We start from the raw sequence: 14,553 nt of genomic DNA, 5'->3' as shown, positions 1-14,553 counted from the left end.
AGGTTGACGTCGTGTACGTATTGTGACAACTTACATACTAACGGCGAAACCCGATAATGGGAAGCAGCGGCCACTCCGGACAGCGCAACATAGCGCTGGTCCGCCATGCAGCAGGGAGGAGAATGGGCATGCCTGAGACCTCTTTTTTCGCAGACATGCTGCAGAGCATCACGGACCGAGGACGCAAGCTCTTGCTTGCCGGCTCGCGCACCGGGGAAGACGCAGCCGAAATCGATCTCGAGGCCCTCTGCGAGATGCTGCTGTCGAGCCGGGGCGAAGCATCCGGAATGGCCATTGCGGCCGAGATACTCGATCGCTGGAGCGCACTCGAGAACGACGATGTGCAGCAATTCCTGCATATGCTCTACGAAAGGTTCGGGCCTGACACGGCGAAGCTCGACGAGGCGATCGAAAATTACCGCAACGACAGAAGCTCTGCGGCGATCATTGCTCTCCATCAGACGGCGGAGCCTCGGCGGCAGGAGCTTCTGCGCCGAATGAATCTGGCGCCGAATGGCACGGCCAAGCTCGTCCGGATGCGTCAGCAGCTTCTTGCTTCCAAAGAGCAATCGGATGAATTTCGCGCCGTGGACACCGACTTCACGCACCTGTTCGGCTCCTGGTTCAATCGCGGCTTCCTGACGCTCCGACCGATCGACTGGTCGACACCGGCTCACATCCTGGAAAAGATCATCAAATACGAGGCCGTGCACGAGATCGCCGGCTGGGAGGAGTTGCGCCGTCGCCTGGCGCCGGCCGACCGTCGCTGCTTTGCCTTTTTCCATCCCCGACTGGCCGACGAACCGCTTGTCTTCGTCGAAGTGGCGCTCACGCGATCCGTGCCGAACGCCATCAAAGATGTGCTCGACGAAGGCCGAGAGCAGATCAATGCTGACGAGGCGACGACCGCCGTCTTCTATTCGATCTCCAACTGCCAGGACGGCCTGCGCGGAATCTCGTTCGGCAACTTTCTGATCAAGCAGGTCGTCGAAGACCTGCGCAGAGATCTGCCCGGACTTAAGAATTTTGTCACGCTGTCGCCCGTTCCGGGCTTTGCCCGTTGGCTCGCCAAGGCGCGCGCCTCAGCAGCCGAACCGCCTCTATCGGATGGCGCCCACAGCGTACTGATGCTGCTGGATGATCCGACATGGGCCGCCGATGAGAGGAGGGCAAGTGAAGTGGCGCGCGTGTTGCTGCCACTCGCAGTGCGCTATTTCCTCGTCGAACGCACGCCGGAAGGCCGCCCCCTCGATCCGGTCGCCCGTTTCCATCTCGGCAACGGCGCTCGACTGGAAAGATTGAATTTTCTCGGCGACCGCTCGCCCAAGGCGATGCAGCAGGCACACGGCCTGATGGTTAACTACCTCTACAAGCTCGAGGACATTGTGGCCAACCACGAAGCCCTGGCACAGCGCAGCGAAGTAGCAGCATCGCCGGCCGTCAAGAGTTTGCTCAGCCAGGACGGGGAAAGCCGCCGAGGCAATGGTCAGCAAAATTCCCGACCATTTGCGCAAATCGTGAGCTCAAGGATTGGAGGAAGGCGAAAGTGAGCAACCATCTTTTTGACGCCATACGGGCCGCCGCTCCCGGCGATGCGCCTTTTATCCGGGCCAGTGGCGGCCGTATTTGGACGTACCAAGACGCGCTGGACCTTTCGAGCCGTCTTGCCAGTGCGATGGATACACTTGGCATTCGGCCTGGCGACCGGGTTGCGGTACAAGTCGACAAGAGCGCCGAGGCCTTGATCCTCTATCTCGCCTGCATTCGCAGCGGCGCGGTCTACCTGCCCCTGAACACGGCCTATACCCTGGCTGAACTCGACTATTTTGTCGGCGACGCTGAGCCGCGGTTGTTTGTCGTTTCCTCGCCTGCTCGGGAAGGTGTCGAGAAAATCGCGAAAGCCCATGGCGCGATCGTCGAAACGCTGGACACTGACGGTACGGGCTCGCTGCTCGATCTTGCAAGGGACGAGGCGGCCGACTTTGTGGATGCCTCGCGCTCGGCCGATGACCTGGCAGCAATCCTCTATACCTCCGGAACGACGGGGCGCTCCAAGGGGGCGATGCTGACCCACGGTAACCTGCTTTCAAATGCCACGACATTGCGCGATTACTGGCGCGTTGCGGCTGCGGACCGGTTGATCCATGCATTGCCCATTTTCCACACCCATGGGCTGTTCGTCGCCACCAACGTGACTCTGCTCGCCGGGGCCTCGATGTTTCTGCTGCCGAAGTTCGACCCGGATGAGGTCCTGTCCCTGATGCGGCACGCGACCCTCCTGATGGGCGTCCCGACCTTTTACGTCCGCCTCCTGCAGAGCCCGCGCCTCGACAGGCAAGCGGTCGCGAACATGCGCCTCTTCATTTCGGGTTCAGCGCCGCTGCTGGCCGAAACCCATACCGAATTCAAGGATCGCACCGGCCACGCGATACTCGAGCGCTACGGCATGACCGAAACCAACATGAACACCTCGAATCCCTATGCCGGACCGCGGATCGCCGGGACGGTAGGCTTTCCACTTCCCGGCGTGACGGTGCGAGTAACTGATCCTGCCACAGGCGCAGTGTTGCCGCCGGATGAAACCGGCATGATCGAGGTCAAAGGACCGAATGTCTTCAAGGGCTATTGGCGCATGCCGGAAAAGACCGCCGCGGAATTCACCTCCGATGGTTTCTTCATCAGCGGTGATCTCGGCAAGATCGACAAGGACGGCTATGTCCACATTGTTGGCCGCAGCAAGGACCTGGTGATTTCGGGTGGATACAACATCTATCCAAAGGAGGTCGAAGGCGAGATCGACCAACTCGACGGCGTCGCCGAGAGCGCTGTAATCGGTGTTCCGCATCCCGATTTCGGAGAGGGCGTAACCGCCATCGTCGTGCGCAAGCCCGACGCGGCCTTGGATGAAAAGGCCATCCTTCGCGCGCTCCAAGAACGGCTCGCACGCTACAAGCAGCCCAAGCGCATCATCTTCGCCGAGGACTTGCCACGCAACACCATGGGCAAGGTCCAGAAGAACGTTCTGCGGCAAAAATACGCCGACCTTTACGCGAGGACGTGATCCGCCGGCGCGCCCTCTGGGAGGAAGGCGCGCCGACATCATCAATCTTGAAAACGAAAGCTGCCGACGCGGGAGGCGTCGCAGGGAGGGGAATCATGGGTATCGAAGTATTATCCATACTGCTATTGATCGGCATGTTCGTCATTGCGACGATCCAACCGATCAACATGGGAGCGCTCGCGTTTGGCTGCACGTTCCTGCTTGGCTCGCTGATCATCGGGATGAAAGCCAACGACATCTTCGCCGGCTTCCCGAGCGACCTTTTTCTCACACTGGTTGCCGTCACGTACCTCTTCGCCATAGCGCAGATCAACGGTACCATCGACTGGCTCGTCGAATGCGCTGTGCGGCTGGTGCGTGGGCATGTCGCCTGGATTCCATGGGTGATGTTCCTCGTCGCTGCCGTCATCACTGGTTTCGGTGCACTTGGGCCAGCGGCGGTAGCGATCCTCGCGCCCGTCGCGTTGAGCTTTGCCGTGCAATACCGCATTCACCCGGCAATGATGGGCCTGATGGTCATCCATGGCGCGCAGGCCGGCGGATTCTCGCCGATCAGCGTCTATGGTGGCATCACCAACCAGATCGTCGCCAAGGCCGGCCTACCTTTCGCTCCGACATCGCTGTTCCTTTCCAGTTTCTTCTTCAACTTGGCGATCGCCGTACTGGTATTCTTCGTCTTCGGCGGTGCGCGGGTCACGAAACAGAAATCGACAGTGTCCGGGCCCTTACCCGAACTGCATCCCGACGGCGTATCGGCATCGATTAGGGGCCATGGCGGCACGCCGGCCAAACCGATCAGGCAGCACAGCTATGGTACGGCGGACGATAGCGCTGCCAAATTGCGCCTGACCACGGATAGGATAACCACCTTGATCGGCTTGACGGCGCTCGGCATTGGCGCTCTGGTTTTCAAGTTCAATGTCGGCCTGGTCGCGATCACGGTTGCGGTCGCACTCGCACTCCTGTCGCCGAAGACCCAGAAGGCGGCGATCGATAAAGTGAGCTGGTCGACGGTGCTGCTGATCGCCGGCATCATCACCTATGTCAGTGTCATGGAGAAAGCCGGCACGGTCGACTATGTGGCAAGCGGCATATCCAGCCTAGGGATGCCGCTTGTGGTGGCGCTGTTGCTTTGCTTCACGGGCGCCATTGTTTCGGCCTTTGCGTCCTCGACCGCGCTGCTCGGCGCGATCATCCCCCTGGCAGTGCCGTTCCTCCTGCAAGGGCACATCAGCGCCATCGGTGTCGTTGCCGCGATCGCGATCTCGACGACGATCGTCGACACCAGCCCGTTTTCAACGAACGGCGCCCTCGTCGTCGCCAATGCACCGGACGACCAGCGTGAGAAAGTGCTGCGGCAGTTGCTGGTCTACAGCGCATTGATCGCCATTATCGGGCCGGTCGTTGCCTGGTCGGTGTTCGTAGTGCCCGGGCTGGTCTGACACTACTGCATGTATCCTTAGTCGGAACCGATTTTAAGGATAAAACCTGCAGCAATTCAAAGTGCTACAGCGACCTTTGTGCGTCTGAAAAGACGCACGGCGCTGCAGAGTTGCCGACCGCCCGAAAACGACGTGGGCCGAGAGCGTAGTTCTCGGCCCAGATGGCGTCTTCGACAGTGCTGAAAAGATTCGCCGCCGGCATCAAGGCTGGACTTCGATCGGGAGCTCGGACAACCTCTTGCGAATGAAGGCCTTCTCCGGTTCTTGGCGGCATAGCCTAAGTGCGCTTTCATACGCCCGCCGCGCATCCGGGAAACGCTTGAGCTGGCGAAGGAAATCGGCGCGGGCCGCATAGGCGAGATGATAGCTCGTCAGTTCACCCTTAGCTAGGATGGCATCGACGATCGCCAGGCCTGCCGCCGGTCCATCGCACATCGCAACAGCGACAGCCCTGTTCAGTTCGACAATGGAAGAGGGGTGGGCAATCAGAAGCAAATCGTAAAATCCCGCGATTCGGCGCCAGTCGGTTTCCTCAGCCGTTCGTGCGCGGGCATGTTCGGCCGCGATTGCTGCTTGCAAGGCATAGTATCCAGCCGTTCCGTCAACGGTCGCGGCTTCAATTAGGGCTATCCCTTCGCTTATCATTTCACCGCTCCAGAGGGAGCGGTCCTGATCGGCAAGCAGGACTATCTCGCCCGAGGGACTCCGTCTCGCCGCGCGCCGTGAATCCTGCAACAGCATCAGGGCAAGCAGTCCCGAAACTTCAGGCTCCGGGAGCAGGGCCAAGAGCGTCCGGCAAAGGCGGATAGCCTCCGTCGTCAAATCCGTCCTGACAATTTCCGCACCCGAGGAGGCCGAGTAGCCCTCGTTGAAAACCAGATAAATCACATGCAAGACCCGCTGGAGGCGATCTGGGAGATCGGCTTTGCCCGGAACCTCATAAGGAAGGCCAGCCGAGCGGATACGGTTTTTTGCCCGGACGATTCTTTGCGCGACTGTCGGTGCGGGAGTTAGGAAAGCATGAGCGATTTCTTCCGTCGTCAGCCCGCATATTTCTCTGAGAGACATCGCGAGCTGCGCGTCCGCCGGAATGATTGGATGACAGCAGGTGAAGATCAGCCGGAGCATATCATCTTCTATGAGACTCATATCACCGACCTCCGTCGGATCGCTCGCCGGATAAAGGCTGTCCTCGATGTCCTTTAGCGCGGCATCGAAGCGAGACCGCCTTCGCAGATGGTCGATGGCCCGGAAGCGCCCCGTCGACACCAGCCAGGCAAATGGGTTTTCTGGAACTCCATCTCTTGGCCATTTTCGCGTCGCTTCGGCAAAGGCGTCATGCAGCGCCTCCTCCGCCCGGTCGAAATCGCCGAGCAGGCGGATCAGCGTCGCCAGCACCTTGCGTGAATGGGAGCGGTAGATGTCCTCGATCAGCTTCTGCAAGAGTTCACCTTCGTTTCGCCTCGTCAGCGTCTGTTCCCGTGTCGGCTGACGCGCGGATTTGACGGAGACTGAAGCGCTAATGCTTCTCCTTTATGGAATATGCCGGACGCACCTCAAGAGCAGCGAACCTGGCGAGCGGGGAACGGCTCGCGATGCGAAGCGCCTCATCCATATCTTCGGCCTTGATGAGGATGATGCCGCCGAGGTATTCCTTGATCTCGGCGAAAGGCCCGTCGGTCACTGAAATTTTGCTGTCACTTACGCGCACTGTCTTTGCGGTTGCAGGCGGCCGAAGCGCCTGCGCAAGGATCAAATGGCCGCTTTCGGTGAGACCGTCGTCGTAGGCCCTGCAGTCTTCCGTGAGCTTTTGCTTTTGTTCCTCCGACAGTTCGTCGCTTGTCGAAGTCTCAAACCAGAATTGGCAGAGATAGTTCATCGCTCTCTCCTTAAGCCTCTTTTCCGAAGTTATAAATCGGTCGCACCTCTATGCTGCCGAGCTTGGCGAGCGGAATTCCCGCCGCGACGCGGATCGCATCATTCAAGTCCTTTGCCTCGATGAGGATGAAGCCGCCGAGCTGTTCCTTGGCTTCGGCAAATGGGCCATCCGTCACAGACATCTCGGAGTGGCGCACCCGCACGACCACGGAGTTCGCCGGCGATTGCAGCGCTTCCGCAGCAATCATATGCCCGCTTCTGACGAGTTCCTGGTCGTAGCTCAAGGAATCCCTGTCGAGCTCTTCCCTTTCCTGCTTCGACAACGCTTCGAACGTCCCTTCCTCACACCAGACCAGACAGAGATACTTCATGATGAGCGTCCTCCTGTTTTTCGACAGCCTGTTGACGAGCAGCTTAGGTAGATTTCGACAGGACGGGAAAAAATTTCCGGTTCAAGGATCGTATGTCGAATTTTAATACGCGTGTTCGACCAGAGGCCGTCAATGCATCAAAGGAGTGACGGCCATGACTATTATTGAACTCGTTCTTGCAAGTCAGATCGGTGTACGCCGAACCGAAAAACGGAAGATAGACTTGGATCATATCGAGAGCCATCGGGTTCTCCTGCGAATCTGTGCGTTCCTCCCGGTCTTGGTTGCAACTGTCGTCGCGCTTGAAATCGCCGGATCGGAGAATTCCGCAGTCGTTGAGACTGCGATCGTCGATTAGTTGGCTCACCAGGTAGATGCCACGGCCGACTGGAAAAGCTTGCCGTAACCTGCGTGGCGCCGCGCGAGGACGATGCGGCACTCGTCTATCCATCTTTACCCCGCCAAGCGATCTGTTGACCGAACGAGGATGCCCGGCTCTGTCCTGGCATGCCCGCGCCTTCTATCAGATGAAAATCAGCGTCAGGCCAGCCTTTGTGAAGAGTGGAGGAAAAAGCAGCTGCGGTGCACCGCAACTCAGGCCCCTGCCACTGACCTTTCCGACGTTACAACAGGAGCCGCTGGTCTGCTGAAAGCGCCAATGGCAGCACAGACTCCCGTGATTTGCAGAGCGGCGCCGATCCACTCGGAGGTCATCGGCCATCGTGTTTCAAAGATGAAGCCGTAGACGAGACCAAAGATGGTTTCGCCGACGATGAGCTGGGCCGAGAGGGCAAGCGGCAGCCGCCGGCTCGCGGCCACCCAGCACCATGTAGCGAGCCAGGATCCGGCAATCCCCATCATGAGTGCCCATGCGGCAAAACGATATGTATCGGCCGCCGGCACGGCAGCGACCGTCCCGAACGATGTCAGCGGCAGCAGAGATAAGCTTCCGAGCGCCGCGCCGATCCCCTGCAGGCCGGTCCAGTGCAACCCATCCGGAGCATCGTCCGCCCGCATGACGGCGGCATTGATCAGACCGTAGATGATCCAGATCGCAAGGGCGGCGCCAGCCGCAGCTAGGCCGAGCGATATCGTCATGCTGCTCCCGGATGGCGCGGCGGCAAAAACGGAAGCATTGACGATCGCAACGCCGGTGGCAATCAGACCAAGGGGGAGGGCGAGCGACCGCCACGGAACGGATCGGTCGCGTGAATTTGCGATGAGCGCCAAGAACACCGGCATTGTGCCGATAATAAGAGGCGGCATCGCAGCCCCGGTAAGCTGGACGGCAAAGGCGGCGCTGACGAAATAACCGACGTAGCCCGCGCCTCCGAGCAGGAGGCCGATTGTCAGGCGAATAGTTGAAAAGCCAACGGGACGGAAGCGCCGGTGCAACATCAGCACTGCACAGGCGAGCCCGAAGGTGCCATACCTTGCGACGGTCAGGTCCCATGCAGAAAAGGGATCGACGGCGCGTGGCGCAACGAAGGTGAGACCCCACAACGCACATGTGGTGAGGCCGGCAAGGATTCCGATCAGCATGAAGTGCTCCTCTCTTTTTACGATCATGCAAATCTGAACCGCCAATTTCTATGGAAAGATCGGGGCAAAGTGGCTAGTCTGATCCCCATGTCAAAGGCAAAAGCGCCATCTCTCCTTCAATCCGGAAAATCGTCACTCGACGAAACCGATGCTCGAATTCTGTCGGCACTTGATGCTGATGCCCGCGATGAGCGAGCTCTCGCGCATCGTCGGCATGTCCGCGCCGAGCGTTTCGGAGCGGGTACGGCGGCTGGAGGCGATCGGCGTCATTCGCGGCTTCACGCTCGATGTAGACACACGTCCGCTCGGCTATCAGGTCCGGGCGATGGTGCGCATCAGGCCGCTGCCCGGCAAGCTGCATCTGGTAGAAAAATTGATTCAGGAGCGTCCGGAGTTCATCGAGTGCGACAAGATCACCGGTGACGATCCGTTTCTCGTCCGGCTCGTGGTGCACTCCATCGAGGAGATGGACGATGTGCTGGAGGCGCTTTCCGAACACGCGGTCACCAGCACGGCCGTCATCAAGGGAACCTCCGTCAAGCGGCGGTTGCCGCCCCTATAGAAGGCAAGGTCAACGAGAATGTCTGAAATCCGGCGGGCTCGACCGGATGATCATGCGACGATCTTGCGGCTCTAGGACCGCGGCTGAAGGCCCACCTACAGCGCCGTGCGTCTTTTCAGACCCACAAAGATCGCTGTGGCACTATAAACTGCTGCATGTTTTTATCCTTAGATCGGCTCCGATTTAAGGAAACATGCAGTAGACACCGGAATGCTCCGTGGAAGCTCACATCATCATACTGACACTGCTGGGGATCGTCATCCTACTGACCGCATGGCTTCCCATGGCGCTGCGGAGGCTTCCGCTGTCGCTCCCCATCTTCTGCATCGTCCTCGGCGTCGCCATCGCTTTGTCGCCGTTTTCACCAATCACTGCCAACCCGTTCGACAACCGCCACCTCACCGAGCGCTTTTCCGAACTCGTGGTCATCGTCGCACTGATGGGAGCAGGACTGAAGCTCGACCGCCCGATCGGCTGGCGAGGCTGGATGTCCACCTGGCGGCTCTTGGGCTTTGCAATGCCCCTTACCGTTGCGGCGATCGCGATCGTTGGCTGGATCGTTCTTGGCCTGCCTGTCGCGTCTGCAATCCTGCTTGGCGCGGCACTTGCTCCTACCGATCCGGTTCTCGCCAGCGATGTCCAAGTCGGGCCTCCGCGCTCCGGCAAGGAGGACGATGTGCGTTTCTCGCTGACCTCGGAAGCAGGTCTGAACGACGGCCTGAGCTTTCCATTCGTCTATTTGGCGATTGCAATCGCATCCGCTCAATCCTTCGATCTCCACCGATTTGCCGAATGGTTCGCGGTGGATGTCATCTGGAGGATCGCCGCGGGCTTGTTTTGCGGATGGCTCACGGGAAGGGCGCTCGGCTTTTTGACCTTCAGGCTGCCGAAGAACACGCAACTCGCCAAATCAGGTGACGGGCTGGTCGCCATCGGCCTCACGTTCCTCTGTTACGGCGTGACGGAAATGGCCGATGGCTACGGCTTTGTCGCGGTCTTCGTCGCCGCTTTGACGCTGCGATCCGTTGAGCGCCAGCACGAGTTTCATGAGAATTTGCACAACTTCACCGACCAGATCGAACGGCTGCTGATGATGGTGCTGATGGTCTTCTTCGGCATGATCATCGGCGACGGGACGGTGGTCTCGGCGCTGACTTGGAAGATCGTGCTTGCCGCACTTCTCACGATATTCCTCATCCGGCCGATCATCGGCTGGGCAAGCCTCGGTGGTCTGCCGCAGCCGTTTGCGGAAAAAGCGATCATCGGCTTCTTCGGCATCAGGGGTGTCGGCTCCTTCTATTATATCGCCTTCGCCACGGGGCAGGTCGAATTCGGGACCGAGCGAACGCTCTGGGTGACGGTATTCCTGATCGTGCTGATTTCAGTTGTCACGCATGGCACAACGGTCACCCCGATTATGCGGCGACTGGACCAGAAGCGGGCGGCAAGAGCAGCATCTTCTTCGAGCGCTGCATAGTCAGTTCGCAGGAACACCGGTATCAGGTCAGTCGTTCAGGGCAAGTTCAGGTTCAGATTCCGAAACTGCTGCATGCAATTCATAGTGCTACAGCGACCTTTGTGCGGCGCCGCAAGTCATCGTCCCCAGAACGAATGGTCTGCGTGATCGACGGCGACATTGCCGTCAGATAAGATCGGCGCGGCAGAATGAACGACCTTCTTATGGACTCTCCTGCCCGTACGGCAGCAGCAGATCGAGAACACGCATGCCGGAAACCGCCCCGCTGGACAGTGGTACAGAGCGCCAAGGGCCAGAAGAACCCTGGTCCGGCAACGAACCCGCTACCGAAGGCGCGGCATTCGTAAGCAGTCGCAGAGCGCTTGGCGAACTCCGCGATGCCCTGCAGAAATTTGGCCGGTCACTGCGCGAGGAAGTGCCCGTTGCGGCGCGTCAAATGACCAACAAGCTCCGCACGCTCGCCGGTGCAGGCTGGTTGCGGTTTCGGCGGACGAAATTCTCGTGGACGAAGCTTAGTGTCGCCGAATTGGCGGCGCGCTCTGGGACCCTTCGCAGGCTAGCGACCTTGCGAAGCGAGGGCACGAAAGGCGCGTACGCCACGCCGGTGAGCCAGCGCGGCCGGCGAGCTATCCTTGCACGATGCGCGGCGGTTGCGGCCGCGGCGTTTCTCGTGTTTGTAGTTGTCCTCTTTGCCTGGGCGTTACGCGATGTTCCGTGGGACGAAATCGCCGATGGATCGCTAAAACCGGTAGTGGTGCTTGAAACGTCAGACGGCAAGCCGCTCGTGAGCCAGGGGCCGATCCAAGGACCCTACGCGGCGCGCGAAGACTTTCCCCCGCACCTCATCGATGCTGTGCTCACCAGGGAGGATCGGCGCTTTTACGAGCACTTCGGCATCGATCTGAAGGGCATCTTTCGTGCCGTCTACAGGAATGTCGGGGCAGGCGAAGTCGTCCAGGGTGGCAGTACGATTACTCAGCAGCTCATCAAGATCCTCTATCTGGAGCGAGAACGTACCTGGAAGCGGAAAATCCAGGAAGCGGTGATCGCCTTTTGGCTGGAGCGCAAGCTCGGCAAGGACGAGATACTCACACGCTATCTGAACAACATTTATCTCGGTGCAGGCGCAACGGGCGTGCCGGCGGCCGCCCGTATCTATTTCAACAAGGAGGTAGGCGAGCTCAACATCGGTGAAGCGGCGACGCTTGCGGGCATCATCCGCGCTCCCTCGCAGCTCAACCCGTTAAGCAATCCGGAGGCTGCCCGTCGGCAGGCGGAGCTCGTGCTCGACGCCATGATCAAGGGCGGAAAGATAACTGCGGAACAGGCAAAGACCGCCACTGCCGGATTCGCCGAGCTCCGCCCGGCAAAGCCAGCGACGCGGTCAGGCAGCTGGTTCGCGGATTGGGTGATGCAGGAGGCGCGCGAGCTTGCAGGACCTTATCGAGGCACGATCAAGGTCAAGACAACGATGGTGCCGCAGTTGCAGGCTATCGCCGAGAAGGTCGTTGCTCAATCACTTCAACGGGAAGGCGGAAAAGCTAACGCCTCCCAGGCCGCTTTGGTCGCAATGACGCCGCAAGGCGCCGTGGTCGCAATGGTCGGCGGGCGTGATTATTCAAGGAGCACGTTCAACCGGGCAGTTACGGCCATGCGCCAGCCTGGCTCTGCCTTCAAGCTCTTTGTCTACTATGCCGCACTGAAGGCTGGCCTTACTCCTTTCGACTTGGTCGAGGATGCGCCAATCGAGATCAACGGCTGGCTCCCGGAAAACTACGGCGGCGGCTATCGCGGCCACGTCAGCATAGCCGAGGCGTTCGCGCGGTCGCTGAATGCGGCGACAGTGGCTCTAGCGATGGAGGTCGGGATCGACAAGGTTGTCGCCGCCGCTCGGGAACTGGGTGTCGATGCCAAACTGTCTGAAACGCCAAGCCTCGCGCTCGGCTCATCGGAAGTGAACCTGCTCGATCTTACCGGCGCCTACGCCTCGGTTCGGGCGGGCGTTGCACCGATCGAGCCATGGGGGATCGCATCCTTTCATGCAGAGGATCAGCCGCGCGCTTTCCGCGTCGGCCCGCCGAAGCAACCCACGACCGATCTCAGTCCCTATCAGCCTGATCTCATCGGTTTGCTGAGATTGGTCGTCGAGCGGGGGACGGGCCGAGAGGCCGATCTCGGAGCGCTTTCCGCAGGCAAAACCGGCACCAGCCAAAATCATCGCGACGCCTGGTTCGTTGGCTTCACCGAACGGCTGATCGTCGGGGTTTGGGTTGGCAATGACGACGAGACGCCGATGAACGAGGTAACAGGCGGCAAGCTCCCCGCACGGATCTGGCGGAACTTCATGACCGCGGCGTTGGCGGCGGGTGACGGCGGTGCAGCAAGCGAGCCCGATGCTGTTGCCGGGGATAGTTCAGCGCCTGACAGCGAAGCCTCTGCTTCATGCAACTTCCGAGCCTGCGCACGCGCCTATCGTTCGTTTCGGCCCTCCGATTGCACGTTTCAGCCATACAGCGGTCCTCGCCGGCTCTGCGAGAGATGACCTGCTCTGCTTCGCCTGATCGCAATTAGCGGCGAATGTTGCGGCGGCTTGCTCGATATGCCCCGCCGTCTCAACCCCGGACCTTCCATGAGTGACAGGCCCGGTTGGTATCGATAAGCTGCACGTGAGCCGGCGACGAGCCCCGTTCAAACCTATCGAGAGGACACTATGATACGAACCTACCTTGCGGCGGCCGCCATGGTGGCTTGCAGTCTGACATCGGGTGTGGCCTTCGCCGCGGATGGAGCTCTGGCAGAGATCCAGAAGGCCGGCGTGATCAAGATCGGCACGACCGGCGATTACAAGCCCTTCAGCTACAAGGGCGCGGATGGCATGCTCACGGGCGCCGACATCGCGATGGCGAAGGATCTGGCTGCCAATCTCGGCGTCAAACCGGAGTTTGTGACCACTACCTGGAAAACGATGCTGGACGATTTCAAGTCTGGCAAGTTCGACATCGCCCTCGGCGGCATCACCGTGAACGCCGCGCGCGCCGAGGTGGGTGACTTCTCCGTGCCCAATGTGACCGACGGTAAGCGGCCGATTGCCCGCTGCGAGGACAAGAACAAATACACCACTCTAGATGCGATCGATGAGCCCCCGGTGCGGGTGATCGTCAATCCAGGCGGGACCAACGACAAATTTGCTCATGAGCACTTCGACGAGGCATCAATCGAAGTTTTCCCAGATAACAAAGTCATCTTCGACCAGATTGCCGCAGGCAAGGCCGACGTGATGGTGACCGACGGGGTGGAGGTTGATCTGCAATCGAAGCTGCATCCTGGCGTATTATGCCCGGTTACGGTCAAAGCGCCGTTTACGCATTTCCAGAATGCCTATCTGCTGCGTAAGGATCCCGCCTTGAAAGCGGCTGTGGATGCTTTCATGCGCAAGGAACTAAACAGCGGCGGCTGGAAAGCGAAGCTCGACGCCGCGATGCAGTGAGGGCATTCTCCGCCGTACGTGTACGCGTGCGTATGCTGCAACGGCGAGGTCCGGACCATCATACTGCTTTCAGCTCAGGGTCCTCGCCATCGCGCCCCAGAGCAGTGCTGGCGGCAAATGCGAGGGACTTGATCATGCTCAATCTCCGGTCTGAGTGAAGTGTCCGGAATTGGACAATCGGAAAATAAGCCGGTTGATCTCGCGTGATTATTGAGCATTTTCGAGAAAAATTGTCCCCAGGCAGGACAATGAACGATGGCAGCCGTCCTGGCGTGTGGTGTGGCGGGAAGAACGAGGGCCATCGTGGCAATTAAATCTAACGTCCTGTGCGCACTCCGCCACTGTGACGAGCATTATCTGGCCGGCTCCCTTTGCCACCGGAGCCGGCCACTCATCTATTCATTTGTCTCGATGAGCGCTTTCGCCCTCAACTATTGAGCTGGGGCGGGCGTCGTCGGCGCGGGCGCAGGCGTTGATGGTGCAGGCTCAGAAGCGGGCGGCGTAGCCGGCTCCGGCTGAGTGGTCGGGGCAGTTTCGGTGGTTGGCGCGGCCGGCGGTGTTTCAGCAGCTTGTTCGCCGCGTCCCGGCATCAGGTAGATGACCGCCAAGATAATGAGAATGATTACGCCGATGCCGATGAGCACGTTTCTGTTCATGAACACCTCCTAATTTCGATTGCCCCAAAGGATAATTGGAGCCGGCACTACCGTTTTCAACCATAGATTCTGTGGGG

General features: G+C 59.7%; 13 protein-coding genes and 1 pseudogene. 8 read left to right on the top strand and 6 right to left on the bottom strand.

The window, feature by feature from the left end; genetic code table 11:
* Nucleotides 1–128 precede the first annotated feature (128 nt).
* From PYH37_RS06555 to PYH37_RS06545, 3 genes are all read left to right on the top strand, one after another.
* Nucleotides 129–1,550 carry a malonyl-CoA decarboxylase gene (locus tag PYH37_RS06555; protein ID WP_280730636.1) on the top strand — a complete coding sequence of 474 codons (1,422 nt, stop codon included), beginning with the start codon at nucleotides 129–131 and terminating at the stop codon, nucleotides 1,548–1,550.
* Nucleotides 1,547–3,061, top strand: a complete 1,515-nt coding sequence (locus PYH37_RS06550; protein ID WP_280730635.1) for a malonate--CoA ligase — start codon at nucleotides 1,547–1,549, stop codon at nucleotides 3,059–3,061. Before PYH37_RS06555 ends, PYH37_RS06550 begins: the two co-directional genes overlap by 4 nt.
* Nucleotides 3,062–3,156: 95 nt before the next feature.
* Complete coding sequence (locus PYH37_RS06545) at nucleotides 3,157–4,503, top strand: SLC13 family permease (protein ID WP_280730634.1); 1,347 nt, start codon at nucleotides 3,157–3,159, stop codon at nucleotides 4,501–4,503.
* Nucleotides 4,504–4,704: 201 nt separating this feature from the next.
* On the opposite strand, the gene PYH37_RS06540 is transcribed toward PYH37_RS06545, so the two are convergent.
* From PYH37_RS06540 to PYH37_RS06530, 3 genes are all read right to left on the bottom strand, one after another.
* The gene (locus PYH37_RS06540) at nucleotides 4,705–5,946 is read right to left on the bottom strand and encodes an RNA polymerase sigma factor (protein ID WP_280730633.1); all 1,242 of its coding nucleotides are present in this window, start codon (nucleotides 5,944–5,946) and stop codon (nucleotides 4,705–4,707) included.
* Between the two features lie 76 nt (nucleotides 5,947–6,022).
* A complete protein-coding gene (locus tag PYH37_RS06535; protein WP_280730632.1) occupies nucleotides 6,023–6,382 on the bottom strand; it encodes a YciI family protein in 360 nt (119 codons plus the stop codon).
* 10 nt (nucleotides 6,383–6,392) lie between these two features.
* Nucleotides 6,393–6,752, bottom strand: coding sequence for a YciI family protein (locus PYH37_RS06530; protein ID WP_280730631.1), 360 nt, complete (start codon nucleotides 6,750–6,752; stop codon nucleotides 6,393–6,395).
* 154 nt (nucleotides 6,753–6,906) lie between these two features.
* On the opposite strand from PYH37_RS06530, the gene PYH37_RS06525 reads away from it, so the two are divergent.
* Entirely contained in the window at nucleotides 6,907–7,110 is a 204-nt protein-coding gene (locus PYH37_RS06525) for a hypothetical protein (RefSeq protein ID WP_280730630.1), read from the top strand.
* 95 nt (nucleotides 7,111–7,205) lie between these two features.
* Here the strand turns inward: PYH37_RS06525 and PYH37_RS06520 are convergent.
* A pseudogene (locus PYH37_RS06520) lies at nucleotides 7,206–7,315 on the bottom strand (prolyl aminopeptidase); the annotation flags it as partial.
* Between the two features lie 31 nt (nucleotides 7,316–7,346).
* Nucleotides 7,347–8,294: a DMT family transporter gene (locus PYH37_RS06515; protein WP_280730629.1), complete on the bottom strand. Its 948-nt coding sequence runs from the start codon at nucleotides 8,292–8,294 to the stop codon at nucleotides 7,347–7,349.
* Between the two features lie 187 nt (nucleotides 8,295–8,481).
* Here PYH37_RS06515 and PYH37_RS06510 point away from each other — a divergent pair, with 187 nt between their 5' ends.
* From PYH37_RS06510 to PYH37_RS06495, 4 genes are all read left to right on the top strand, one after another.
* Nucleotides 8,482–8,856, top strand: a complete 375-nt coding sequence (locus PYH37_RS06510; RefSeq protein ID WP_342394618.1) for an Lrp/AsnC family transcriptional regulator — start codon at nucleotides 8,482–8,484, stop codon at nucleotides 8,854–8,856.
* Nucleotides 8,857–9,073: 217 nt separating this feature from the next.
* On the top strand, nucleotides 9,074–10,333 hold the full coding sequence (locus PYH37_RS06505; protein WP_280730628.1) for a cation:proton antiporter: 1,260 nt from the start codon (nucleotides 9,074–9,076) through the stop codon (nucleotides 10,331–10,333).
* A 247-nt stretch (nucleotides 10,334–10,580) separates the two neighbouring features.
* Complete coding sequence (locus tag PYH37_RS06500; RefSeq protein WP_280730627.1) at nucleotides 10,581–12,875, top strand: PBP1A family penicillin-binding protein; 2,295 nt, start codon at nucleotides 10,581–10,583, stop codon at nucleotides 12,873–12,875.
* Nucleotides 12,876–13,043: 168 nt separating this feature from the next.
* Complete coding sequence (locus PYH37_RS06495) at nucleotides 13,044–13,820, top strand: transporter substrate-binding domain-containing protein (protein WP_280730626.1); 777 nt, start codon at nucleotides 13,044–13,046, stop codon at nucleotides 13,818–13,820.
* 431 nt (nucleotides 13,821–14,251) lie between these two features.
* Here the strand turns inward: PYH37_RS06495 and PYH37_RS06490 are convergent, their stop codons facing one another.
* A complete protein-coding gene (locus PYH37_RS06490; RefSeq protein WP_280730625.1) occupies nucleotides 14,252–14,476 on the bottom strand; it encodes a hypothetical protein in 225 nt (74 codons plus the stop codon).
* Between the last annotated feature and the right edge of the window lie 77 nt (nucleotides 14,477–14,553).

The sequence above is a fragment of the Sinorhizobium numidicum genome (assembly GCF_029892045.1).
Taxonomy (GTDB): Bacteria; Pseudomonadota; Alphaproteobacteria; order Rhizobiales; family Rhizobiaceae; genus Sinorhizobium; species Sinorhizobium numidicum.
Note: the sequence above shows the minus strand (reverse complement) of the source record. Positions and strands in the feature narration are given on the sequence as shown.

Excerpts from the sequence above, each read along its gene's own strand:
- PYH37_RS06545 (WP_280730634.1), top strand. The coding sequence starts at position 3,157 with ATGGGTATCGAAGTATTATCCATACTGCTATTGATCGGCATGTTCGTC.
- PYH37_RS06495 (WP_280730626.1), top strand. The coding sequence starts at position 13,044 with ATGATACGAACCTACCTTGCGGCGGCCGCCATGGTGGCTTGCAGTCTG.
- PYH37_RS06490 (WP_280730625.1), bottom strand. The coding sequence starts at position 14,476 with ATGAACAGAAACGTGCTCATCGGCATCGGCGTAATCATTCTCATTATC.
- PYH37_RS06555 (WP_280730636.1), top strand. The coding sequence starts at position 129 with ATGCCTGAGACCTCTTTTTTCGCAGACATGCTGCAGAGCATCACGGAC.
- PYH37_RS06515 (WP_280730629.1), bottom strand. The coding sequence starts at position 8,294 with ATGCTGATCGGAATCCTTGCCGGCCTCACCACATGTGCGTTGTGGGGT.
- PYH37_RS06500 (WP_280730627.1), top strand. The coding sequence starts at position 10,581 with ATGCCGGAAACCGCCCCGCTGGACAGTGGTACAGAGCGCCAAGGGCCA.
- PYH37_RS06535 (WP_280730632.1), bottom strand. The coding sequence starts at position 6,382 with ATGAACTATCTCTGCCAATTCTGGTTTGAGACTTCGACAAGCGACGAA.
- PYH37_RS06510 (WP_342394618.1), top strand. The coding sequence starts at position 8,482 with ATGAGCGAGCTCTCGCGCATCGTCGGCATGTCCGCGCCGAGCGTTTCG.
- PYH37_RS06525 (WP_280730630.1), top strand. The coding sequence starts at position 6,907 with ATGACTATTATTGAACTCGTTCTTGCAAGTCAGATCGGTGTACGCCGA.
- PYH37_RS06530 (WP_280730631.1), bottom strand. The coding sequence starts at position 6,752 with ATGAAGTATCTCTGTCTGGTCTGGTGTGAGGAAGGGACGTTCGAAGCG.